This is a genomic window from Pseudomonas sp. LY-1 (genome assembly GCF_053502595.1).
Map to the genome: position 1 here is coordinate 2034042 of NZ_CP094353.1, position 23126 is coordinate 2057167.

The 23126-nt window shown below is 61.7% G+C and carries 23 protein-coding genes; 13 read left to right on the plus strand and 10 right to left on the minus strand.

What is annotated here, in order from left to right; all coding sequences use genetic code 11:
* Positions 1-18 precede the first annotated feature (18 nt).
* Complete coding sequence (locus MOQ67_RS09295; RefSeq protein WP_017848881.1) at positions 19-690, minus strand: NADPH-dependent F420 reductase; 672 nt, start codon at positions 688-690, stop codon at positions 19-21.
* Between the two features lie 99 nt (positions 691-789).
* On the opposite strand from MOQ67_RS09295, the gene MOQ67_RS09300 reads away from it, so the two are divergent.
* Both MOQ67_RS09300 and MOQ67_RS09305 read left to right on the plus strand, forming a co-directional pair.
* The gene (locus MOQ67_RS09300) at positions 790-1686 is read left to right on the plus strand and encodes a LysR family transcriptional regulator (RefSeq protein ID WP_104903678.1); all 897 of its coding nucleotides are present in this window, start codon (positions 790-792) and stop codon (positions 1684-1686) included.
* 176 nt (positions 1687-1862) lie between these two features.
* A complete protein-coding gene (locus tag MOQ67_RS09305) occupies positions 1863-2192 on the plus strand; it encodes a YXWGXW repeat-containing protein (protein WP_046490468.1) in 330 nt (109 codons plus the stop codon).
* A gap of 7 nt (positions 2193-2199) precedes the next feature.
* Here the strand turns inward: MOQ67_RS09305 and MOQ67_RS09310 are convergent, their stop codons facing one another.
* From MOQ67_RS09310 to MOQ67_RS09325, 4 genes are all read right to left on the minus strand, one after another.
* Positions 2200-2595 carry a PIN domain-containing protein gene (locus MOQ67_RS09310; protein ID WP_057003768.1) on the minus strand — a complete coding sequence of 132 codons (396 nt, stop codon included), beginning with the start codon at positions 2593-2595 and terminating at the stop codon, positions 2200-2202.
* On the minus strand, positions 2592-2849 hold the full coding sequence (locus MOQ67_RS09315) for an AbrB/MazE/SpoVT family DNA-binding domain-containing protein (RefSeq protein ID WP_026140263.1): 258 nt from the start codon (positions 2847-2849) through the stop codon (positions 2592-2594). Before MOQ67_RS09315 ends, MOQ67_RS09310 begins: the two co-directional genes overlap by 4 nt.
* 165 nt (positions 2850-3014) lie before the next feature.
* Positions 3015-4388, minus strand: coding sequence for a nucleotide 5'-monophosphate nucleosidase PpnN (gene ppnN / locus MOQ67_RS09320; protein WP_046490470.1), 1374 nt, complete (start codon positions 4386-4388; stop codon positions 3015-3017).
* 149 nt (positions 4389-4537) lie between these two features.
* Positions 4538-5362 (minus strand): aspartyl/asparaginyl beta-hydroxylase domain-containing protein, encoded by an 825-nt coding sequence (locus tag MOQ67_RS09325; protein WP_017848875.1) that lies wholly within the window; start codon positions 5360-5362, stop codon positions 4538-4540.
* 320 nt (positions 5363-5682) lie between these two features.
* Here MOQ67_RS09325 and fabV point away from each other — a divergent pair, with 320 nt between their 5' ends.
* Positions 5683-6876, plus strand: coding sequence for an enoyl-ACP reductase FabV (fabV, locus tag MOQ67_RS09330; RefSeq protein ID WP_046384297.1), 1194 nt, complete (start codon positions 5683-5685; stop codon positions 6874-6876).
* A gap of 175 nt (positions 6877-7051) precedes the next feature.
* A complete protein-coding gene (locus MOQ67_RS09335) occupies positions 7052-7675 on the plus strand; it encodes an HAD family hydrolase (RefSeq protein ID WP_198717682.1) in 624 nt (207 codons plus the stop codon).
* Here MOQ67_RS09335 and MOQ67_RS09340 read toward each other — a convergent pair.
* Complete coding sequence (locus MOQ67_RS09340; RefSeq protein ID WP_198717681.1) at positions 7672-8577, minus strand: LysR family transcriptional regulator; 906 nt, start codon at positions 8575-8577, stop codon at positions 7672-7674. The two genes, MOQ67_RS09335 and MOQ67_RS09340, sit on opposite strands and share 4 nt — an antisense overlap.
* A 103-nt stretch (positions 8578-8680) precedes the next feature.
* Here MOQ67_RS09340 and MOQ67_RS09345 point away from each other — a divergent pair, with 103 nt between their 5' ends.
* Positions 8681-9850, plus strand: a complete 1170-nt coding sequence (locus tag MOQ67_RS09345; protein ID WP_193040508.1) for an aspartate aminotransferase family protein — start codon at positions 8681-8683, stop codon at positions 9848-9850.
* Positions 9851-9968: 118 nt separating this feature from the next.
* Here MOQ67_RS09345 and punR read toward each other — a convergent pair whose 3' ends face one another.
* Entirely contained in the window at positions 9969-10883 is a 915-nt protein-coding gene (gene punR, locus MOQ67_RS09350; protein ID WP_102618387.1) for a DNA-binding transcriptional activator PunR, read from the minus strand.
* A gap of 122 nt (positions 10884-11005) precedes the next feature.
* Between punR and punC the strand changes: the two genes are divergently transcribed.
* Complete coding sequence (gene punC, locus MOQ67_RS09355; RefSeq protein ID WP_017848869.1) at positions 11006-12190, plus strand: purine nucleoside transporter PunC; 1185 nt, start codon at positions 11006-11008, stop codon at positions 12188-12190.
* A gap of 118 nt (positions 12191-12308) precedes the next feature.
* Here the strand turns inward: punC and MOQ67_RS09360 are convergent, their stop codons facing one another.
* Positions 12309-13142 carry a nucleoside-binding protein gene (locus tag MOQ67_RS09360; protein ID WP_198717680.1) on the minus strand — a complete coding sequence of 278 codons (834 nt, stop codon included), beginning with the start codon at positions 13140-13142 and terminating at the stop codon, positions 12309-12311.
* A gap of 158 nt (positions 13143-13300) precedes the next feature.
* On the opposite strand from MOQ67_RS09360, the gene MOQ67_RS09365 reads away from it, so the two are divergent.
* Entirely contained in the window at positions 13301-14803 is a 1503-nt protein-coding gene (locus MOQ67_RS09365; protein ID WP_198717679.1) for a nucleobase:cation symporter-2 family protein, read from the plus strand.
* Positions 14804-14890: 87 nt separating this feature from the next.
* Here MOQ67_RS09365 and MOQ67_RS09370 read toward each other — a convergent pair whose 3' ends face one another.
* Together MOQ67_RS09370 and MOQ67_RS09375 are read right to left on the minus strand one after the other, a co-directional pair.
* Positions 14891-15823, minus strand: coding sequence for a proline iminopeptidase-family hydrolase (locus MOQ67_RS09370; RefSeq protein ID WP_017848866.1), 933 nt, complete (start codon positions 15821-15823; stop codon positions 14891-14893).
* Between the two features lie 94 nt (positions 15824-15917).
* Entirely contained in the window at positions 15918-16682 is a 765-nt protein-coding gene (locus MOQ67_RS09375) for a LuxR family transcriptional regulator (protein WP_198717678.1), read from the minus strand.
* Between the two features lie 184 nt (positions 16683-16866).
* Here MOQ67_RS09375 and MOQ67_RS09380 point away from each other — a divergent pair, with 184 nt between their 5' ends.
* The 6 genes from MOQ67_RS09380 to MOQ67_RS09405 are packed head-to-tail and all read left to right on the plus strand — an operon-like array spanning position 16867 to position 23043.
* Positions 16867-17754: a proline iminopeptidase-family hydrolase gene (locus tag MOQ67_RS09380; protein WP_017848864.1), complete on the plus strand. Its 888-nt coding sequence runs from the start codon at positions 16867-16869 to the stop codon at positions 17752-17754.
* A gap of 3 nt (positions 17755-17757) precedes the next feature.
* Positions 17758-18705 carry an ABC transporter permease gene (locus MOQ67_RS09385; RefSeq protein ID WP_198717677.1) on the plus strand — a complete coding sequence of 316 codons (948 nt, stop codon included), beginning with the start codon at positions 17758-17760 and terminating at the stop codon, positions 18703-18705.
* Positions 18702-19559 carry an ABC transporter permease gene (locus MOQ67_RS09390; protein WP_198717676.1) on the plus strand — a complete coding sequence of 286 codons (858 nt, stop codon included), beginning with the start codon at positions 18702-18704 and terminating at the stop codon, positions 19557-19559. The genes MOQ67_RS09385 and MOQ67_RS09390 overlap by 4 nt, the downstream gene beginning before the upstream one ends.
* On the plus strand, positions 19556-20512 hold the full coding sequence (locus tag MOQ67_RS09395) for an ABC transporter ATP-binding protein (RefSeq protein WP_198717675.1): 957 nt from the start codon (positions 19556-19558) through the stop codon (positions 20510-20512). The genes MOQ67_RS09390 and MOQ67_RS09395 overlap by 4 nt, the downstream gene beginning before the upstream one ends.
* On the plus strand, positions 20509-21480 hold the full coding sequence (locus tag MOQ67_RS09400; RefSeq protein WP_079443133.1) for an ABC transporter ATP-binding protein: 972 nt from the start codon (positions 20509-20511) through the stop codon (positions 21478-21480). Before MOQ67_RS09395 ends, MOQ67_RS09400 begins: the two co-directional genes overlap by 4 nt.
* Positions 21481-21528: 48 nt before the next feature.
* Complete coding sequence (locus MOQ67_RS09405; protein WP_198717674.1) at positions 21529-23043, plus strand: ABC transporter substrate-binding protein; 1515 nt, start codon at positions 21529-21531, stop codon at positions 23041-23043.
* The last annotated feature ends 83 nt before the right edge of the window (positions 23044-23126 follow it).

Here is a 23126-nt window from a genome sequence, read left to right on the forward strand (position 1 = left end):
CTTTTTGTGGGCGCGTGTTTATGCGCGGGGGTGGGTGCGTTCCACCGCAGGCAGTTCAACCGTTCGTTCGGCTGCCGCCAGCGCCGCCGTCAAGCCGGCTCGGTCCAGCACAACGCAATAGGCCGGTTTGGCCCGCTCGAAGCGCCAGCTTTCATCCAGCCCACCGGCATCCACGGCGTCGAAACCGAGTTCGTCGAGTAACTGGATCACTTGCGCTTTCGCCGCGGCGTCATCCGCCGCCACCGGCAGTGCGCGGCGGTCGGGTGCGCCGTGAGGGCGGGCGTCCCGCGTCAGGTCCGGTGCAAAGATTGCGTTGAATACTTTCACCACATGGGAATGCGGCAAATGCTCGGCGAGCAGCCGGCTGGTGGTAGTTTCAAAACGGTCCAACTCAGGGATATGCCCGTCGCGCTCGGGGTAGTAATTGTTGGCGTCCATCACTGTTTTGCCTTCCAGCCACTGCGCGGGCACGCTGCGGTAATGTTCCAGGGGGATCGCCACGAGGACCACGTCGCCAAATCTGGCTGCGTCTTGCGCGCTGCCCACTTTAACGCCCCAGATGCCGCTGAGTACGCTGCTCATGGACTGCGGGCCGCGGGAGTTGCTCAACATCACTTCGTGACCGGCCGCCAGCGCCAGTTGGGCCACCGCGCGTCCGATGAAACCTGCTCCAATCACACCAATCTTCATGGCCTTGCTCCTGCAAAGTAGGGGAGCGGTTATGATGATTAACAATCACGGGGTGATAAACGAGCGTATTGGCGTGGGTGTCGTTACTGGGAGTTGAGAATGATGGACCGTCTTTCGAGCATGAATGCCTTTGTGGTCGCCGCCGAGTTGGGCTCGTATGCGCGAGCCGCCGAGCGTTTGAATATGTCGGCGCAGATGGTGGCCAAGCATGTTACGGCGCTGGAGCAGCGCCTGGGCGCGCGCTTGCTCAATCGCACCACGCGCCGACAAAGCCTGACGGAGTTGGGTAGCGCTTACTACGAGCGCTGCAAACACATCCTGACGGAGGCTGAGGCCGCCGATTCCCTGGCGCAGATCATGAATGACACCCCACGCGGCACGCTGAAAATCACCGCCCCGGTGACCTTCGGCTCCTACAGCCTGATGCCCTTGGTGACCGCGTTTTTGCGTGACAACCCCGATGTGAACATCGACCTGCACCTCACCGATCGTTTCGTCGACCTGGTGGAGGAAGGCTACGAAGCCGCCTTCCGCATTGGCCCCCCGGCGATCACTGGGCTGACCGCCAGGCCATTGGCGCCGTACCGTCTGGTGGTCTGTGCGGCGCCGGCCTACCTGGCGGCACGAGGCACGCCGCTGTGGCCGGCGGACCTTCAACAGCATGAATGCCTGGGCTACGCCTTCTGGTCACGCCCGGCGGATCGCGAATGGGTGTTCTACCAGGGCTCGGCCCCGCACACCGTGCAGGTTGCCAGCCGTTTGCAGATCAACGAAAGCAGGGCCTTGATGTCGGCCGCGCTGGATGGGTTTGGCATTGTGCTCGGCCCGGAAGATTTTCTGCGCCCGGCCCTGGCCAGAGGCGAGTTGGTGCGAGTGCTGCCGGACTTTGACGCGCCGAGCCGGCCCATGCATTTGGTCTACACCGCCAACCGCCAGCGTACCGCCAAGTTGCGGCGTTTTGTCGAGGCTGTGCTGGAGCGCTTTGGCCCGGTTTGAGCGTTCAAATCGCGACCCGGCCTTCCGTCTGTTCCTCGGGATGCACTGTCGGCAGGTTCAGCAACCCGACAGACACCACCTGTTAAAAAGTACCCAGGCCTTGCAGGAGCGCGGCTGGAACAAGGGGGCATTTTTTACTGAGGCAGGTGTGGGGCGTTAGCGCCCGAGGGGTTTGTATGTTGCTACGTTATGCAGCATTGGCGGCCATGGTCGTCGCGGCGTCCGGGTGTGTGCAAGAGCGTGTCGTGCATGAGCGTCGACCGGTAGAACGTGAGTATGTGGAAGTGGTCGCGCCACAACCGCCGCCGATGCAAGTGATCGAAGTCGAGCCGGCGGTGCGTGAAGGTTATGTATGGTCACGCGGGTACTGGCGTTGGGACGGTGGACGTTATGTGGCGGTACACGGCCATTGGGAGCCGGTGCGCGAGGGCTACCGTTATGTGCATCCGCATTGGGTGCAACGAAATGACGGTTACCACTGGCAGCATGGTGGCTGGGTTCGCTGAACCCCGCTCAGGCGAGTCGCTTCATGCCCGCAGCCTTGGCCGCATCGAGGTCAAAGGTGGCGGTGTACTCGCAGCCGGCTGCGTGGGCGCAGCGCGCTATCAAACAGTCGGCGAAATCGGCTTTGTTCGCCGAAAACCGCCGGAGTGCCTGCCAGATGATCTCGGCATGCTCGACGATCAATTCACGGGTTCGCAGCAGCGTTTCCAGCACCGCCACCACATCGCTCTTGGCTGACTGGTAGCAACTTTGTAGCACCCATACCAACTCCACCACCGACACCAGGCTGACAAAGCCTGGCGACAGGGTGGTGAGGGATTCGATCAGCTCGGATGCCTTGGCGGATTGGACCGGATCATCCTGGGTGACATAGCGCACCAGCACATTGGTATCCAGGCCGATCATCGGGCTTTCGCTCCCTGTGCCGCAATCGCGCGGTTCATGTCCTCGATGGAAATGGCCTGGGCAGGCTTGCGGATCAGCCCCTTGAGGTCGTGAACGGTTTTGCTCGCGGCAATAATGGAAAATTTGCCGTCTTCCATTTCGACGAATTCAACCCGGTCTCCCGTTTCCAGGCCCAGGGCTGTCCTGACCTGGACGGGGATGGTGATTTGTCCTTTTGAAGTCAGCGTGGCGGTCGCCATATTGAAGGTCTCCATCGTGATACTCCTTACATTAGGGTAAGGCGTCTGGGAGAACAAGATCCGTTGGTCCATAGGTCGCTCCTCGGTGTGGGTCAGTCGGGCTTCGTAAAAACGATAGCCCGACGTCTCCCGCCGACAAGCCTGAACACAAGGTTAAAGCGCTACAGCATGTGTGCTGACTTATTGCACCACGCGGTAACACGGCACATATGCCGCGCCACCCGGCAACTTCATGCGGTGCTGGGCGACGAACGCCTGCAGCAGTTCATCCAGCGGCTTCATGATGGCCGGGTCGCCATGGATCTGGTAAGGGCCGTTCTGCTCGATCAGGCGAATGCCCTTGTCCTTGACGTTGCCCGCCACAATCCCCGAGAACGCGCGACGCAGGTTGGCCGCCAGTTCATGGGGCGGCAGCGCGTGGCTCAGTTGCAGGCTGGCCATGTTTTCGTGGGTCGGGTCGAACGGGCGCTGGAAGCCTTCGTCGATCTTCAACAGCCAGTTGAAGTGGAACGCATCGTTGCGCTCGCGGCGGAACTGCTTGACGGCCTTGAGCCCGGCGGTCATCTGGCGGGCCACTTCGGCCGGATCGTCGATGATGATCTGGTAGTGCGCCTGCGCGGCCTCGCCGAGGGTGGCGCCGACGAATGCGTGCAACTGTTGCAGGTACGGTGCGGCGTGCTTTGGCCCGGTGAGGATGACCGGGAACGGCAGGCCGCGGTTGTCCGGGTGCATCAGGATGCCCAGCAGGTAGAGGAACTCTTCCGCCGTGCCGGCGCCGCCCGGGAAGATGATGATGCCGTGGCCGACGCGCACGAAGGCTTCCAGGCGCTTCTCGATGTCCGGCAGGATCACCAGCTCATTGACGATCGGGTTCGGTGCTTCCGCAGCGATGATGCCCGGCTCGGTCAGGCCCAGGTAGCGCCCGCCGTTGATGCGTTGCTTGGCGTGGGAAATGGTCGCGCCCTTCATCGGGCCTTTCATCACGCCGGGGCCGCAACCGGTGCAGACGTCGAGGCTGCGCAGGCCCAGTTCGTGGCCGACTTTCTTGGTGTATTTGTATTCTTCGGTGTTGATCGAGTGCCCGCCCCAGCACACCACGATCTTCGGCTCGACACCCGGGCGCAGCGTGCGCGCGTTGCGCAACAGGTGGAACACGTAGTCGGTGATGCCCTGGGAGTTGCTCAGGTCGATGCGCTGGCTGTCCAGTTCGTTCTCGGTGTAGACGATGTCGCGCAGGGCGCTGAACAGCATTTCGCGGGTACTGGCGATCATTTCGCCATCGACGAAGGCGTCGGCCGGGGCGTTCAGCAGTTCCAGGCGCACGCCGCGATCCTGCTGGTGGATACGCACTTCAAAGTCTTTATAGGCGTCGAGGATGGTCTTGGCGTTGTCGATGTGCGCGCCGGTGTTGAGGATGGCCAGGGCGCACTGGCGGAACAGGGTATAGATGCTGCCGGAGCCGGCTTCGCTCAGTTGCTGGACTTCACGCTGGGAGAGTGTTTCGAGGCTGCCCTTGGGGCTGACGGAGGCATTGATGACTTGACGTTGGGGCATTCTGATTCCTTGAAAGCACAGCCACCGCGCCCGTCATGGGGGCGATGGCTTGAGAAGAATGGGCGCCGGATACGGTCGCACGAGACGGCTATTTTCGCTGGCCCGCAGGCGCTACGCAAATACTGTCCAGCCCCATCATGCCGCAGAACCTACTGGATCAGCTTCCAGTTTTTGTAGAAAACCCGACGCAGCGTGAACACCAGGCCGGCAAACCCTGTGATCACGGCATTGAGGACGGCGGGCAACGCGGTCGGCCGCACGATATCAATGAACAGGCAGTAGCGCTTGGCATCGTTCTTGTTGAAGGACGCATGCATCAGCGTGTCATCGAAGATAAACAGTGGGTCGTCGTGCCAGTAATGCTTGTGTTTGCCCACCTGGATGTACACGCCCTCATGGTGAGGCGCCGGCGCCATGTTATAGAGCACCCGGAACATCATGCGCAGGGGGCCGAAGTGGAAGGAGGTCGAACGGTTTTCGTTGAACACCGAGACGCCGATGGTCTTCACGAACGGCAATTTCTTGCGCAGTTCCGGGATGTCCAGGGTGGTTTCGATCGGCCGGCCGTACCATTGGAAAAACAGCATGCCGCGTTTCTTCTCGGCCATGCGTTCGTCCAGGTAGCCGATGATTTCATCCTTGTGGGCCATGGCGTCGTCGATCACCTGTTGCAGGTCTTCACGCCAGGCGGGCGGCAGCTCGCGCATCGTGTAGACGTGGCGGTTGCGGCTGCTCAGCAGGTCGAACAGGGTGTTGAACGGTGCCAGCAGCCAGGTATTGCGGCCGCTGCCGATGAAGTATTTCTTGAAGGTGTCGCGGTCATACAGGCCGTTACGCAGGAAATCATAAATACCGCAGACCAGCACGAGGCCGAGGAACACCACGGTGGTCAGGGGAAAGAGGTAAATAATCAGCAGGATGCCGAATGCCCAGGCGAACGACACGGCTTTTTTGCGTAACGCAGATTGACTCATGAAACTCAGCTCCAGCTGGACGCCATTCGACAGGTCTATATGCGTGGCTGCGAGTGGTGGGGTTGCGAAACATATTGAAACAACCTCGTCATGATAAGGCGTTCCCAGGTCGATGGGCGTTTTAAATATTACGAAATTGTGAAGAGCTGACACAGTTTTTAACCCTCGGCGCGGCTTGCGCGGCGAGTTTTGGATTGGATTTTGTAAACAGAAGATTTGCGACTATCGTGACGCTTCGGTTTTTTGGACGTCATAGACCGGTACGATTACGTTGAATGGCCACCATTGGCCTTCGGCACCTTGGAAGAGGCAGAAATTTTATGATCATCAAACCGCGGGTTCGTGGCTTTATCTGTGTGACCGCTCACCCTGTTGGCTGTGAAGCGAACGTCAAGGAACAGATCGACTACGTCACCCAACACGGCGTCATCGAAGGCGGCCCGAAAAAGGTGCTGGTCCTCGGTGCTTCCACCGGTTACGGCCTGGCCGCGCGCATCAGTGCTGCGTTTGGCTGCGGCGCCGATACCCTGGGCGTGTTTTTTGAGAAAGAAGGCGAAGAAGGCAAGCTGAGCTCCGCTGGCTGGTACAACAGCGCCGCGTTCGAGAAGTTTGCCGTCGAAAAAGGCCTGTACGCCAAGAGCATCAACGGCGACGCGTTTTCTGACGAGATCAAGCGCCTGACCATCGAGACCATCAAGAAAGACCTGGGCAAGATCGACCTGGTGGTCTACAGCCTGGCCGCGCCACGCCGCACCGACCCGCAGGGCGTGGTGCACAACTCCACGCTCAAGCCGATCGGCAAGGCCGTGACCCTGCGCGGGATCAACACCGACAAGGGCGTTGTCGTCGACACCACCCTTGAGCCGGCCACCCAGGAAGAAATCGACGGCACCGTGAAAGTCATGGGCGGCGAAGACTGGCAGCTGTGGATCGACGCCCTGCGTGAAGCGGACGTGCTGGCCGAAGGCGCCAAGACCACGGCGTTCACCTACCTCGGCGAGAAGCTGACCCAGGATATCTACTGGAACGGCTCCATCGGCGAAGCCAAGAAGGACCTGGACAAGAAAGTCCTGACCCTGCGCGACAACCTGGCCGCACTGAAGGGCGACGCCCGCGTGTCGGTGCTCAAGGCTGTGGTCACCCAGGCCAGCTCGGCGATCCCGATCATGCCGCTGTACCTGTCGTTGCTGTTCAAAGTGATGAAAGAGCAGGGCACTCACGAAGGTTGCATCGAGCAGGTCTATGGCCTGTTCAAGGACAGCCTGTACGGCCGCGAGCCGAAGCTCGACGCCGACGGCCGCCTGCGTGCCGACCTGGCCGAGCTGCAACCGAAAGTCCAGGACGCCGTGGCTGCGCTGTGGAATCAGGTCACCGACGACAACGTCAACGAGATCAGCGATTTTGCCGGCTACAAGGCTGAGTTCCTGCGTTTGTTCGGCTTTGAGATCGACGGCGTGGACTACGAGGCTGATGTGAATCCGACCGTGAAGATCAACGGTCTGGTCCAAGCCTAAACACGCTCGAAAAACATGTGGGAGCGGGCTTGCCCGCGATTGCAGTGGGTCAGCCGAAACCTCCGGCACTGACAAACCGCCATCGCGAGCAAGCCGCTCCCACATGCGTTGTGTGTAAAGCCATCGCGATCTGCCAGACTCCATCCGCTATCCACTCACGCTAACGGAGGATCTGATGACGATTCGTGCAGTCGTTTTTGATTTTGGCGGTGTCCTGTTCGATTGGAGCCCGCAGCACCTGTACCGCCAGCTGATCGCCGATGAAGAGGAGCGGCAATGGTTCCTCGACAACATCTGCACCCAGGCCTGGAACACCGAGCAAGACGCCGGTCGCACCCTGGCCGAGGCGACGCGCAGCCTGGTCGCGCAATATCCCCAGCACGAACCCTTGATCACGGCCTACTACGACCGCTGGCATGAAATGCTGCGCGGGCCGTTGCCCGAGGGCGTGGCCATTCTCAAGGCGCTGCATCAGGCCGACATGCCGCTGTTCGGGCTCACCAATTGGTCGGCCGAGACGTTCCCCTATGCGCGGGCCAACTACCCGTTCCTGCAGTGTTTTCGCGACATCGTGGTCTCCGGCGAGTTGAAGCTGATCAAGCCCGATGCCGCGATCTATCACGCCAGCCTCGGCCAGGTGCGTGCTCATCTGCCGGATATCCAGCCTGCCGAAGTGGTGTTCATCGATGATGTCGCGGGCAATATCGACGCGGCTATCGCCCTGGGCTGGCAAGGCATTCACCACGTTTGCGCCGAGCGCACCGCTGAGCGTCTGCGTGAATTGGGCGTGGGCTTTTAGCGCGCCCATTTCTCCAGGGCAAAATCCACGAACGCCCGCAGTTTAGGCAGGCGGTAACGATCCTGGCCGTACAGCAAATGCATGGGGCGGCGGGGCAGTTGATAGGCGGTCAGCAAGGCCACCAGCTTCCCGCTGTGCAGGTCGGGCTGCACCAGGGCATCGGGCAGCATGACGATGCCCATGCCTTGCACCGCCGCCTGGCGCAGGGCTTGCGAGCTGTTGATGGTCAGCGAGCCGGACACCGGAATCTCCACTTCGCCGTCCGCGTCGCTCATGCGCCACAGTTTGTCGGCGTTACGCCAATCGTCGCCGGATGGGTAGGCGAAGGCCAGGCAGTCGTGTTGTTGCAGATCCTCGGGCGTTTGCGGCGTGCCGCGTCGCGCCAGGTAATCCGGCGCGGCGCACAGGGTGATGGTGTAGTCCTGCAGGGGCCGGGCGATCAGGCTTGAGGGTTCCAACTCGCCCAGGCGGATGGCCACGTCGAAGCCGCTGTCGACCAGGTCCATGCGTTGATTGCTGAGCACCACGTACAGCTTGATCAGCGGGTAACGTTGGGAAAATTCGCTCAAGGCCGGCGCCAGGCGTTCGGTGCCGAAGGCGGGCGGGGCGGTGATGCGCAGGGTGCCCTTGGGCACGTCGCTGTGGGCCTGTTCGGCCAATTGCTCGGAGTCGGCCACCAGCCCCAGCACTTCCAGGCAGCGCTGGTAATACTGCCCGCCGAATTCCGTGAGGCTTTGCTTGCGCGTGGTGCGCTTGAGCAGGCTGACCCCCAGGCGTTGCTCCAGGGCGCGCAAATGGTTGCCGACCATGGTGGTCGACATCCCACTGGCATGGGCCGCGGCGGTCATGCTGCCGGTCTCGACCACTTTCACATACACCGACATCGCCTGGAACAGATCCATTATCAAGCCCTGGTTTAAAGTCATTGCAGGAAAGCACAGTTTATCCAGCTTGGGTGGCTAACGATACTGGACCCATCCCAACCCAGCACTGGAGCTTGCCACCATGACCGCCGCTTGCCTGATGACCACTTACCAACCCTTGGCCTTGAGCTTTGCGCGTGGCCTGGGCACGCGCCTGTGGGACCAGCAGGGGCGCGAATACCTGGACGCCGTGGCAGGCGTGGCCGTGACCAACGTCGGACACTCCCATCCGAAACTGGTGACAGCCATCAGCGAACAGGCCGGGTTGCTGTTGCACACCTCCAACCTCTACAGCATCGATTGGCAACAACGCTTGGCCCTGCGTCTGACCCAACTGTCGGGCCTCGATCGTGCGTTTTTCAACAACTCCGGCGCCGAAGCCAACGAGACCGCGCTAAAACTGGCGCGGCTGCACGGCTGGAAAAAAGGCATCGAGGCGCCGTTGGTGGTGGTGATGGAAAACGCCTTCCACGGCCGCACGCTGGGCACCATGGCGGCCAGCGACGGGCCTTCGGTACGCTTGGGGTTCCAGCGCTTGCCGGGGGATTTTCTCAAGGTCGGCTTCGGCGACCTGGCGGCGCTGGAGGCGATCACGCAGACGTTCGGCACGCGCATCGCAGCGGTCTTGCTGGAACCGATCCAGGGCGAAAGCGGGGTGCAAGTGGCGCCGCCGGGTTACCTGAAAGCCCTGCGCGCTCACTGCACGCGCCACGGCTGGCTGATGATGCTCGATGAAATCCAGACCGGCATCGGCCGCACCGGCGCCTGGTTTGCCTTCCAGCACGAGGGCATCGTGCCGGACGTGATGACCCTGGCCAAAGGCCTCGGCAACGGCGTGCCCATCGGTGCCTGCCTGGCCAGGAACGTGGCGGCCGACTTGTTCACCCCGGGTAGCCACGGCAGCACGTTCGGCGGCAACCCGTTGGCCTGCCGGGTGGGTTGCACCGTGCTGGAGATCATTGAAGAACAAGGCCTGCTGCAGAACGCCGCGCAACAGGGCGAGCGCTTGTTGGCCCGCTTACGGGTGGAGTTGGATGAGCACCCGCAGGTCCTGGCGATTCGCGGCAAGGGCTTGATGATCGGCATCGAGCTGGCAGACCCGTGTCGCGAGCTGGCCCTGCGCGCCGCCGAGGAACATGGGTTGTTGATCAACGTGACGCGAGGCAAGGTGATTCGCCTGCTGCCGCCGCTGACCCTGGAGGCCAAGGAGGTCGAGATGATCGTGCGGGCCATCACCCGCTTGCTGGATTGAAATGAGATCCCCTGTGGGAGGGGGCTTGCTCCCGATGGCGGTGTATCAGTCGAGCAATCTGCAACTGACACACCGCCATCGGGGGCAAGCCCCCTCCTACAAGGGATTCCGGTGATCTTCAGTGGTCACTCCCATTCAACCACTCTTGGTTCATCGTCTCGCTATCCCCCAGGTAGTCCAGCAACCAACTCATCGCCGGGGACAGTTTGTTCTGTGCCCAGGCCACGCATGACGGGCTGGCCGGGAACGGCCTGTGCAGTTGCAGCGCGACCAACTCACCACGTTCGATCCACGGCAACACCTGATGCGCCGGCGCCATGCCGACGCACAGGCCGTCGCGCAGGCAGTCAATGGCCGAGGCCCAGTTCGGTACCACCAGCCGGCGCTGGTTATCCAGGGTCCAGGTATCGCGCTTGGGCAGGTTGCGCGAGGTGTCGGTCATGCACAGGGACGCGAACGGGCGCAGTTGATCGTCACTGAGCAAACCATCCAGCGCCGCCAGCGGGTGTTTCGCGCTGACCACGCACAACCAGTTCAACAGGCCCATATCGCGAAACGTGAAGTGACTCGCCACCGGCACCGCGCTGGTGGCGCCGATCACGATGTCGGTGCGCTCATCGGCGAGGGCGTCCCACACGCCGTTGTACACCTCGTACTCCAGCAGCAATTCCACGTCAGGGAACTGCCGATAGAAATCCAGCACCAGTTGCCGGCAGCGCTGGGGTTTGACGATGGAGTCCACCGCGACCTTCAACTGGCCGCTCCAGCCATTGGCCACTTGCTGGCACAGGCGCCGTGTACCGAGCATGGTTTTCATCACGCCGCGGGCTTCGTCTATAAATAGACGGCCGGCCGCGGTGAGCTCGACGTCGCGATGGCGCCGCACGAACAAGGGCACGGCCAGCCACTCTTCCAACTGACGCACCGTGTAGCTGATGGCCGACGGCACGCGGTGCAATTCCTGGGCGGCGGCGCTGAAGCTGCCATGGCGTGCGACGGCATCGACCACATCCAGGGAGTATTCGGACCACATGGCGGTTGCCTTCAAATTAATTGATAGAAGTGTCCAATTATTATCGCTTCACAGAGAGGCTGCCAGCTTCATAATGGGCAGCAGTCAGCAAATAGTTTGATGGCAGGTTCAACAAGGCTTCAATGAAAAATTCTTTTGGTTTCACCTGGTACCTGGCGGGGCTGAGCATGCTCGGTTATCTCGCCATGGACATGTACTTGCCGGCGTTCGGCGCCATGGGCGAGCAATTACACATCGGCGCGGGCGCGGTGGGCGCCAGCTTGAGTATTTTCCTCGCGGGCTTTGCCGTGGGGCAGTTGTTGTGGGGGCCATTGTCTGACCGACTGGGGCGCAAACCGATCCTGCTCACGGGCCTGAGCCTGTTCGTGCTGGGTTGCGTCGGCATGTTCTGGGTCGAGACCGCCACGCAACTGCTGGCACTGCGTTTTATCCAGGCGATTGGCGTGTGTTCCGCCGCCGTGAGTTGGCAGGCACTGGTGATTGACCGCTACCCGGCCGACAAGGCTCACCGCGTGTTCGCCAGCATCATGCCGCTGATGTCGTTGTCGCCGGCCCTGGCGCCGCTGTTGGGGGCCATGGTGCTGAATCACTTTGGCTGGCAGGCGATTTTCGCGGTGTTGCTGGGCGTGTCGCTGCTGTTGCTGCTGCCGACTCTGTTCCTGCGCACGGCGCCGAAACGGCTGGCGGAGGAAGGCGAACCGACGCGCCTCGGTTACGGACAATTGCTCGGCTCGCGCGTGTTCACCGGCAACGTCATGATCTTTGCTGCCTGCTCCGCCAGTTTCTTCGCCTGGTTGACCGCCTCGCCGTTCATCCTCGGCGATATGGGCTACAGCCCGAATGACATTGGCCTGAGTTATGTGCTGCCGACCCTCGCGTTCCTGATCGGAGGCTACAGCTGCCGCAGCGCGTTGCAGCGATTCCAGGGCAAGACGCTGTTGCCCTGGCTGCTGGTGGCCTACTGCATCAGTATGCTGGCGTTGTACCTGGTCGCCACCTTGAGCGTGCCGACCCTGACCACCTTGCTGATTCCGTTCTGCCTGATGGCGCTGGTCAACGGCGCCAGTTATCCCATCGTGGTGGCGAATGCGCTGATGCCGTTTGCGGAAAACTCCGGCAAGGCAGCAGCGCTGCAAAACACCCTGCAACTGGGCCTGTGTTTTCTCAGCAGCCTGTTAGTGTCGTCGATGCTCGAGCAGCCGCTGCTGATCACCGTGATCGTGATGCTGGCGACCGCGCCGCTGGCGGTGCTGGGTTACTGGTTGGCGCGGCCGAAAACCGATGATTCGCAGTTGGCGAATGCTTGATCTGACAGGTGGGTGCTGGATTGCCTGCGCTGCATCAGGTTTACCGAGCCGATGCGATCGCAGGCAAGCCAACCCCCACACTTGATTGCGGCCTTTTCAGTGTCTTGAGCGGTAAATCCTAGAACGTCACTTCCATGTTCAGCGTGGGTGTCGACGTGCGACTGCCCCGACCGCCGTCCACACCGAACTTGTTATGCCAGTACTCGTAGCCCACTCCGAGGTACAGGTTCGGCGTTACGCGCTTGCCGGGTCGCACCGCGACCATCAGCGCGCTACGCATCAGCGTTTCCGCTGCGGTATCGCGGCCGTGGAAGTCCTCGCCCTTGTTGCCGACATGGTTGATAAACCCCTGGAACTTGGCCGCGTGGCTGCCGATCTCGAACGGACGCATCCACGTCAGGTTGAGCAGGTAGGTGTCGTCGAAGGTATGGTCCGACTCTTTCGCGCCGGGAATCCCGCTGTGATTGCGTTCTTTGTAATACATCAGGCTCAGGTCCAGCACGCCGACGGTGTTGAACTTCAAGGTCGGGCCGAGCACCAGCGCGCGTTTTTTCGCCGAGGCAAAGTTGTTGTTGCGGTTGGCATCGAAGCCCAGGGTCAGGGCGTAGTCCTTGATCAGCCCGGTGCCCAGCGGCGTATCGAAAACGCGAGAGGCATACAACTGGTGTCGGTATACCGCATACACCTCACTGCCGCCGTGGTCGGTGCCCTTGCGCGGGTCGCGGCTGTCGGACAAAAACACATCGAGGTTCAGAAAGTTGCTGCCGTACTGGTAGCCACTGGGGTGGGTGACGCTGTAGATGCGCTTGCTGAATGCGTCGGGGTTGTTCGGGTTGGTGAATTGCTGGCCGTAGCGAAATCCTACGCTGTTGTTCATCCATTCCAGCGCGACAGCCTCCCCGCCGCCGAGGAGGGTCAATGCAACGGTTGCGCCCTGTAATGCCTTTTTCATTGTTTTAGGTCCTATGGCGTTCTGGCTCATGACGGCCGGATTGTTTTTGTAACGCCGGTGGAGGGTATCTTGTCCGAATGATTGTATACAACTCTATGGACATCTAGTCTCGGTATTGCATACAGTGGCGCCACAACAAAAACAGAGAACCCCTCACCATGACTATCCCGAAGGCGTCATCGCAACGACCCGAAGATGAGAATCTCGGCGTCGCCGCCAACATGGCTTACGGCCTGCAGCATGTGCTCACCATGTACGGCGGCATCGTTGCCGTACCGTTGATCGTCGGCCAGGCGGCCGGGTTGTCGCCGGCGGATATCGGCCTGTTGATCGCCGCGTCGCTGTTTGCCGGCGGCCTGGCCACGTTGTTGCAAACCCTTGGCCTGCCGTTCTTTGGTTGTCAGTTGCCGCTGGTGCAGGGCGTGTCGTTTGCCGGTGTGGCGACGATGGTGGCGATTGTCGGCAGTGATGGTGCCGGTGGGGTGCCGGCGATTCTCGGGGCGGTGATGGCTGCGTCGTTTATCGGGCTGCTGATCACGCCGGTGTTCTCGCGGATCACCCAGTTTTTCCCGCCGTTGGTGACCGGCATTGTGATCACCACCATCGGCCTGACGCTGATGCCGGTAGCCGCACGCTGGGCCATGGGCGGCAACAGCCGTGCGGCGGATTTCGGCAGCATGGCGAACGTCGGCCTGGCCGCGTTGACCCTGTTGCTGGTGTTGTTGCTGAGCAAGATCGGCAGCGCGACGATCTCGCGGTTATCGATCCTGCTGGCGATGGTGATCGGCACCGTGATTGCGGTGTTCCTGGGCATGGCGGACTTTTCCGGCGTGACCCAGGGGCCGATGTTCGGCTTCCCCACGCCGTTCCATTTCGGCATGCCGACCTTCCATGTGGCCGCGATCATTTCCATGTGCATTGTGGTGATGGTGACGCTGGTGGAGACTTCGGCGGACATCCTGGCCGTGGGCGAGATCATCGACACCAAAGTCGACTCCAAACGCCTGGGCAATGGCTTGCGTGCCGACATGCTGTCGAGCCTGTTCGCGCCGATCTTTGGTTCGTTTACCCAGAGCGCGTTCGCCCAGAACGTCGGCCTGGTGGCGGTCACCGGGGTGAAAAGTCGTTTTGTGGTCGCGACAGGCGGGTTGTTCCTGGTCGTCCTCGGCCTGCTGCCGTTCATGGGGCGGGTGATTGCGGCAGTGCCGACCTCGGTGTTGGGCGGTGCCGGAATCGTGTTGTTCGGCACCGTGGCGGCCAGCGGTATTCGTACACTGTCCAAGGTGGATTACCGCAACAACATGAACCTGATCATCGTGGCCACGTCCATCGGTTTCGGCATGATCCCGATTGCCGCGCCGAGCTTCTACGATCATTTTCCCAACTGGTTCGCGACCATTTTCCATTCGGGCATCAGCTCGTCGGCGATCATGGCGATCTTGCTGAACCTGGCGTTCAACCACTTCACCGCCGGCAATTCGGACCAGCAGTCGGTGTTTGTGGCCGGGACTGAGCGCAGCCTGTGTTTCCAGGATGTGGCCGTCTTGCGCGAAGGCGATTACTTCAGGGGCGGCAAGCTGTTCGATGCCGAAGGCAAGGAGATTCCACTGGTGGCCGAGGTGCCGAGAAAAACCGCGAAGGCCGAGACCAGCGAGGTTTGAAACGGTGGCAGCGGGTTTGCTCGCGATGGCGGTCAGGCGCTGACTGAACCACCGCCATCATGAGCAAGCCCGCTGCCACATTGCTCGTCAGCTTGCTTTGAGGGCCTTGTGCGGCACTGAACACGCCTCATCCAAAAACTTCACCACTGTCCCCATGCACGCCTGGCGCTCTTCGACATGGGGCATGTGGCTGGAGTCTTCAAACAGCGCCCAGCGCACATCCGCGATTTCATCCAGGAACGGCTTGACCACCAGCGGTGTGGCTTCGTCATGCCGGCCGGAGATCACCAGGGTCGGCACCTTGATTGCCGACAGACGGCCAATCACGTTCCAGTCCTTCAAACTGCCGATCACATGGAACTCGGTCGGGCCGCTCATGGCGTGGTACACGGTCGGGTCTGCATCGACCTGGGCGAACGTGCGCGCAACCTCGTCCGGCCATGGGTTGACCCGGCAGACGTGCTGGTCGTAGAAAATCCGCGAGGCGGCGAGGTATTCCGGGTCCTGGTAGGTGCCGGCGGCTTCATGCTTGAGCAGGGTTTCATGCACGCCTTCGGGCAGCAGCTGACGCAGGCGGTTGGCTTCGCTGACCCAGGTACGCATGCAGGTGGGCGAGTTGGCCGGGATAAACGCACGCAGGCCCTTGGGTTGCAGAATCGCGTGTTCGCTGCCGAGCATGCCGCCCCAGGATTGCCCGAGAATCGCGTAGTCCTGGCTGATTTGCAGGTGGTCCAGCAAGTTGTTCAGTTCGTCGAGGAACAGGCTGACAGTCCAGAAGGACGGGGCTTTGTCGGGCAAGTGCGTGGAGCGGCCGTTGCCCAGTTGGTCGTAGTGGATGACGGCGTGACCGCTGGCGGCGACGTCCTTGAAGGCATCGACGTAATCATGGGTGCAGCCGGGACCGCCGTGGATGATCACCAGCGGTGTACGGCCCGAGGCCAGGTCGCCAGTGACGCGATACCAAGTCTGATAGGGGCCGAAGGGCGCAAACCCTTCGCGGACTTTTTCGATGAATTCCATTTCGTATCCTGCTTTGAAAAAAAAGTATCAGGGACACGATAATCGGCACGCGACGTTTAGGTAACTAGCAAAACAGCTAGGTTTTGCCGAAGGGTCAATCTTCCAGCAGTCGGTAATGAGTGGCGCGCACCACGGCCTGTACGCGATTTTTCGCCCCCAGTTTGTGCATTGCCGAGGCAAGATGCAGGGTGACGACCGCCAGCGAGCGGCTCAGCTGCGTGGCGATTTCGGCGGCGGTCAGGCCGTCGGCGGCCCATTTCAGGCACTCGCGCTCGCGTTTGGTCAGACGGATATGCGGGTAGGTGCGTAGTTCATTGCTGAACAGTGGGTAGGCCGCTTCCTGCAGCGCATGGGAAATCAGGCCGAAATCCGACAAGCTCTGTTGCGCGTCCTCCAGTACCGTATGCGACTTGCCGGTGCGCAAGCCGGTCAACGATGCGAAGCCGCCCCGGGGCAGATGAATCGGCACGCTGACGCCGCAGGTCAGTTGCTGGTCATGCAGGTAAGACGAGACGGGGGCGTGGCACGGGTCGATGATCTTCTGCAGCGCCGTCTGCGCCTTGGCCTCGTAGGACCAGACAAACGGCGACACCGTGTTCAAGGCCAGGTGCTGCACCGGATCGATCTGGTAGAACCCTTCGCCGCACCACAAGGCATGCCAATCGGAAGGCGTGTTGCGCAGTTGCAGCACCGAAGGTGTGATCAACGTGCCGTTGAGGTCGATGGGCACTGGCGAGTAGTCATACACCAGTGCATCGAAACCCAACTGTTGGGCTAGGATAAACGCGTTGTCCATCTGCTCGTCCAGGCTCCTGCCCGGCATGAGACGGTGATTGAAGGCAGTTAGCTTGGCCAGCATCCGTTCTGCTCCCGAATTCATATGAATCTCGACTTACTGCAAGTAGAATGCCACGCCCCGGCGAAGGACTGCCAGGCCAAACCTATAAGAAATACTAGGTTATGGATGCACGGCATCCTCGGTAGCTTATGGCCTCATAAGCGGCCGCAACCCGCCAGGCCGATACCACACAAGGAACGTATGCATGTGGCGTGAAATAGCCCCCGACCAGCAGTACACCGTGCAAGTCGATGGCCATGACCTCGCGGTCTACAGCTTTGGCGAAGGCGATGAGGTGCTGTTGTGCCTCAACGGCGGGCCGGGGCTACCGTGTGACTATTTGCGCGACGCCCATGGCTGGCTCAAAGAGCATGACCTGCGAGTGGTTGCATTCGACCAGCTTGGCACCGGTGCTTCAGCCAGACCGACCGATGTTTCCCTGTGGGAAATCGGCCGTTATGTCGAAGAAGTCGAAACCGTGCGCCAAACCCTGGGCCTGGGCCGTGTGCATTTGCTCGGGCATTCCTGGGGCGGCTGGCTGGGCATCGAATACGCCATCCATTACCCCGATGCGCTGAAAAGCCTGATCCTGGAAAACACCGTCGGCGACATTCCGCACCTCTCCCAGGAACTCGAACGCCTGCGCGGCGCCCTCGGCAGCGAAACCGTGGCGATGATGCAGCGCCATGAAGCCATGGGGACGCTGGATCATCCGCAGTACCAGGCCGCGATCACCTTGCTCAATTATCGCCATGTGTGCCGCCTGGACGAATGGCCGGCGCCGCTCCGGCGCTCCCTTGACGACTGGAACATGGGCCCCTACGCAACCATGCAGGGCCCCAACGAATTTCTGTATATCGGCAACCTCAAGGACTGGAACCGCATCGCCGAGATGGCCGATTTCAACATGCCGATGCTGATCACCACCGGCCAGCACGACGAGCTCACCCCGGCCTGCGCCCTGCGCATGAAACTGGCCGCCCGGCACGCCGAATTGCATGTGTTCCGCAACAGCAGCCATATGCCATTTTACGAAGAGCCCCAGGCGTACTTCCCGGTACTGCTGGACTTCCTCGCTCGTCACCGAGGCTGACGGATGAACCTGGCGCGCTACCGCTTCGTGCTGACCCGGCCGCTGCAATTGCTGCCGGTGCTGTTCGGCATCAGCCTGATCACCTTCGTGCTGGTGCGCGCGATTCCCGGTGACCCGGCGCGCGCGCTGCTCGGCTCGCGCAGCACGCCGGATGCGTTGCTGAAGATCCGCGCACAGTTCGGGCTCGACCAGCCGCTGTGGCTGCAATATTTTTACTTCTTGAAAAACCTGCTCAAGGGCGACCTCGGCCAATCGCTGTTGTACAAGGTCGATGCGTTGAAGCTGATCGTCACCCGTATCGAGCCGACCCTGGTGCTGGTGCTCGGCAGTGTGTTGCTGGCGCTGCTGATCGCAGTGCCGCTGGCCACCGTCGCGGCGCGGCGCAAAGGCGGCTGGGCGGACAACCTGATCCGCGTGTTCACCACCGTCGGCCTGGGCATGCCGGCATTTTGGCTGGGGTTGATGCTGATCCTGCTGCTTAGCGTGCAATGGGGCCTGTTTCCGGTGTCTGGCTACGGTCGCACCTGGCTGGACAAGGCGCACCATATGGTCCTGCCGTGCCTGACCATCGCCCTGGCCCTGGCGGCGGTGCTGGTGCGCAACCTGCGGGCGAGCATGTTGATGGAATTGCAGGCGGACCATGTCACCGCCGCCCGGGCGCGCGGGTTGTCGGAAGCGGCGGTGTTTCGCCGGCATGTACTGCCCAATTCCCTGGTGCCGACGGTCAACCTGCTGGCGGTGAATATCGGTTGGCTGATCAGCGGCACGGTGGTCATCGAAAGCCTGTTCGCCATTCCCGGCATCGGCCAGTTACTGGTGCGCGGCATCTTTACCCGCGACTACATGGTGGTGCAGGGCGTGGCCATGGTGCTGGCCTGTGCGACGGTGGTGGTCAACTTCGTCGCGGATGTGGTGACCGTCGCCCTCGACCCACGGGTGAAGATGCAATGAGCACTCGTCCACTGATCGCGCCATGGCGCTGGCGCCTGCGCTTTGGCTTGCGCGACGGGCGGCTGACCGCCGCGTGGGGTTTGCTGATTCTGTTGACGTGGCTGGGCCTGGCGTTGTTTGCGCCGTGGCTCGCGCCGTTCGACCCGATCGCGCAGAACACCGATTTCAGCTTGCTCGGGCCGAGCCTGTGCCATCCCTTCGGTACGGATAATTATGGCCGCGATATTCTCTCGCGGGTGATCTGGGGCGCACGCATCGACCTGCAATTGGCGATTGTCGGGGTGATCTTCCCGTTCATGATCGGTACCTTTATCGGCGCGGTCTCCGGCTATATCGGCGGGCGTTTCGACAGCGTCTGCATGCGCGTCATCGACGTGATCCTGGCGTTCCCGTTCCTGGTGTTGATGCTGGCAATCATGGCCATCCTCGGTCCGGGCTTGAAGAGTTTCTATATCGCCATGGCGCTGGTGGGCTGGGTGTCGTATGCGCGGTTGATCCGCTCGCAGATCCTGGTGCTCAAGGAAAGTGACTTCGCCCTGGCGGCCAAAAGCCTCGGCTTTGGCCATGGGCGCATTCTGTTCCGGCACTTGCTGCCGAATGCGATGTTTGGCTCGATTGTGTTTTCCATGTCTGACGCGGTGCTGGTGCTGCTCAACGGCGCAGCGGTGAGTTACCTGGGCCTGGGCGTGCAACCGCCGACCGCCGAGTGGGGGACGATGGTCGCCGAAGGGCAGGCCTTCATTACCACCGCCTGGTGGATCTGCACCTTTCCGGGGCTGGCCATCGTGACCCTGGCCATGGGCTTCAGCCTGCTGGCCGATGGCGTGGCGCAAGTGTTGGGAGAGCGCCCATGAGCCTGCTGCAAGTGCGCGACCTGAGCGTGATCGCCAACAATGCCGGGCGCGACGTGACTCTGGTCGACCGCATCTCCTTCGACCTGGCCGAAGGCGAGATCCTCGGCCTGGTGGGCGAAAGCGGCTCGGGCAAGACCATGGCCTGTCGCGGGCTGATACGCCTGTTGCCGTCGCCCAACCTGCGCGTGCAGGGCGGCGCGGTGCGCCTGGCCGGCCAGGACTTGCTGCCACTGGACGACGCAGGCATGCGCGCAATCCGTGGCGGGCAATTGGGCATGATCTTCCAGAACCCCAGCAGCCACCTCGACCCGCTGATGTGTATCGGCGAACAGATCGCCGAGGGCATCCGCCTGCATCAAGGCGCGTCGAAAAAAGACGCACGCCGGCAAGCCATCGAGGTGTTGCGCCAAGTGGGCATTCCCGATCCCCTGGCGCGGGTCGACAACTACCCTCACGAGTTTTCCGGCGGCATGCGCCAGCGCGCCATGATCGCCGTGGCATTGGGCTGCAACCCGACAGTGCTGATTGCCGACGAACCCACCACGGCCCTCGATGTGACCGTGCAGGCGCAAATCCTGCGGCTGTTGCTGGAGCTGCGCGACCAGCGTGGCTTGTCGATCATCATGATCACTCACGACCTCGGCGTGGTGGCGCAAACCTGCGACTCCATCGCGGTGATGTACGCCGGGCGCCTGTGTGAGCACGCCAGCAAATACGAGTTGCTCGCCCATCCCCGACACCCGTACACCGCGGGGCTGATCGATTGCCAGCCGGCCCACAGCAGCGGCCACGCCTTGCTGCGCACCATTGCTGGCCAGCCGCCGTTGCTCGATGCGTTGCCCGTCGGGTGCCGCTTCCACCCGCGTTGCCCGCAAGTCGGCAGCCTGTGTCGCGAACGCTTGCCGGAAGGTGCGCGGGTGGCCTGTCACTATCCGTTGGGAGATCGCCCATGAGCCTGTTGCAGATCAAGGACCTGGAGGTGCGGTTTGCCGCGTCCGGCAGCGGGATGTTCGGCCTGCACAAACAGTGGGTGAGGGCGGTCAACGGTGTGTCGCTGAACCTGGCGGCGGGCGAGACCCTGGGGCTGGTGGGCGAATCCGGCAGCGGCAAAAGTACCCTCGGCCGGGCGATTCTGCACCTCAACCCGATCAGCGCCGGGCAGGTGTTGTTCGACGGCATCGACATGGCCCACGGCAGCGCCGTCGACATCGCCCGCCTGCGCCATGAAACCGCGATGATCTTCCAAGACCCGTATGCCGCGCTGAACCCACGCCACACCATCGGCGAAACCCTTGCCGAAGTGTTGCGGGTGCAGCGCAAAGTCGCGCCGCAGCAGATCGCGCGGCGTGTCGACGAATTGCTCGAGCTGGTCGGCCTGCGCCCTGAATTGGCCGCTCGCAAGCCCGGCTCCCTCAGCGGCGGCCAGTGCCAGCGGGTCGGCATCGCCCGGGCGCTGGCGGTGGAGCCGCGCTTGATCGTTGCCGATGAATGCGTGGCGGCACTGGATGTCTCGATCCAGGGGCAGATCATCAACCTGTTGCTGGAGCTGCAACAGCGCATGAACCTGGCGATCCTGTTCATCGCCCATGACCTGGCCATCGTGCGCCGCCTGTGCGACCGCGTGGCGGTGATGTACCTGGGCCAGATCGTCGAGGAGGGGCCGGTGGAAGCGGTCTTCACTTCACCGCGTCACCCGTATACGGCGGCGTTGATCCAGGCGATTCCCGAGATCGATCCGCATCGGCCGTTGCCCACAGAGCCCTTGCCCGGCGAGCCGCCGAGCCCGCTGAATTTGCCTACAGGCTGTGCTTTTCACCCGCGTTGCCGGTATGCCCAGGCCATGTGTTCCGTGGTGTTGCCGCCGACCCATTTCCTGCACGAGCATCGGTACAGTTGCGTGCTTGAAGAACCTTTGCTTTGACCCCCTGCCATTCTTGAACAACCGCCGTTATAAACAAGGAGTTATGACATGCAATCGCGCCACTTGAAGTTGCTCGCCGCCGCCACATTGACCGCCTGGTCGCTGACCGCCGGTCTTGCCCAGGCCGCCGGTGTTCTCACCATCGGTTGCCGGGAAGACAGCACCACGTTCGATCCGATCAAAAGCGCGCAGAACCGCGACACCTGGGTCTTTGCCAACGTCTACGACACCCTGGTGCGCGTGGACAACCTGGGCACCAAGATGGAGCCGGGGCTGGCTGAAAGCTGGGAGATTTCCAAGGACGGCCTGACCTACACCTTCAAGCTGCGTGCGGCGAAGTTCTCGGATGGTTCGCCGATCACCGCAGAGGATGCGGCGTTCAGCCTGTTGCGCATCCGCGACAACAAGGCCTCGCTGTGGAGCGACCCTTTCAGCCTGATCGACACGGCCAAGGCCGCCGGCCCGCAAACCCTGGTGGTGACGCTGAAGACCCCGGCGGTCGCGTTCCTCTCGCAACTGGCGTCGCCGACGGTGTCGATCCTGTCGGAAAAGGCCATGAGCAAAATGGGCGAAGACGCCTACGCGGAAAACCCGGTGACCTCCGGCGCGTTTACCGTGGGCGAATGGCGCAAGGGCGATCGGGTGATCCTGAAGAAAAACCCGAACTTCTGGCAGGCCGGGAACGTCAGCCTGGATGGCGTGGAGTGGGTCTCGGTGACCGACGACAACACGCGCATGCGTATGGTGCAGAACAACGAGCTGGACACGGCGATCTTCGTACCGTTCTCCCGGGTTGAAGAACTGAAGAAAGACAAAAACGTGGTGATCCATTCCGACCCGTCCACCCGTGAAGATCACCTGCTGATCAACCACGAGCATGGCCTGCTGGCCAAGCCGGAAGTACGCCAGGCGCTGGACATGGCCATCGATAAACAATCGCTGGTGAAGACGGCCACTTACGGTCAAGGCACTGTGGCTTATTCCTACATCCCCAAAGGTTCGCTGTACCACTACGCCAACAACCTGCAGCGCCCGTATGACCCTACCGCGGCGAAGAAACTGCTGGCCGCCGCCGGTGCCAAGGACTTGAAGTTGAACTACGTGGTCAACGCCGGCAACGAAGCCGACGAGCAGATCGCGGTGATCATCAAGGACCAGTTGGCCAAGGTCGGCGTGACGGCCAACCTGCAGAAAGTCGACCCGACCCAAAGCTGGCAGATGCTGGTGGACGGTGAGTACGATATTTCGGTGATGTACTGGACCAACGACATCCTCGACCCGGACCAGAAGACCACCTTCGTGCTGGGCCACGACACCAACCAGAACTACATGACCCGTTACAGGAACGACAAGGTCAAGGAACTGGTCGCCGCCGCACGCATCGAGGCCGACCCGGCCAAGCGTGAGCAGATGTACGTCGACCTGCAGAAACTGGCGAAACAGGATGTGAACTGGATCGACCTGTACTACAGCCCGTACATCAACATCTCACGCAAGAATGTGAGCAACTTCCTGCAAAACCCATTGGGTCGCTTCACCCTCGAGGAAGTCGTGAAAAACTAAAGAACACCGCTAAATAAATGTGGGAGGGGGCTTGCCCCCGATAGCAGGGTGTCAGTCACTGCATCTGTGACTGACCCACCGCT